Source organism: Paraburkholderia sp. SIMBA_054 (assembly GCF_046534875.1).
Lineage (GTDB): Bacteria > Pseudomonadota > Gammaproteobacteria > Burkholderiales > Burkholderiaceae > Paraburkholderia > Paraburkholderia hospita.
This window is the reverse complement of the sequence record NZ_JAWRXV010000886.1, coordinates 1-267: the sequence shown is the minus strand read 5'-3', so window position 1 is coordinate 267 and position 267 is coordinate 1. Positions and strand designations below refer to the sequence as shown.

Annotated in this window: 1 pseudogene; it reads right to left on the bottom strand. The window is 64.0% G+C overall.

The window, feature by feature from the left end:
* Positions 1 to 267 (bottom strand): annotated as a pseudogene (locus SB822_RS57680) (threonine--tRNA ligase); the annotation flags it as partial.

Sequence of the window (267 nt, the reverse complement as noted above, 5' to 3'; positions counted from 1 at the left end):
CCATGTCGAGCTGCAGCGTGCCACATTGCCACGAGCGGCCGAGCGCGTCCTTGATGTGATATTCCACCTTCGGACCATAGAACGCGCCTTCGCCCGGCAGTTCTTCCCACGTCACGCCGCACGCGGTCAGCGCTTCGCGCAGGCCCTGCTCCGCGCGATCCCACGTTTCGTCCGTGCCGGCGCGCGCATCAGGGCGCAGCGACAGCTTGATCTCGACATGATCGAAGCCGAAGTCGCTGTACACGCTCATGGCGAGCGTATTGAAAG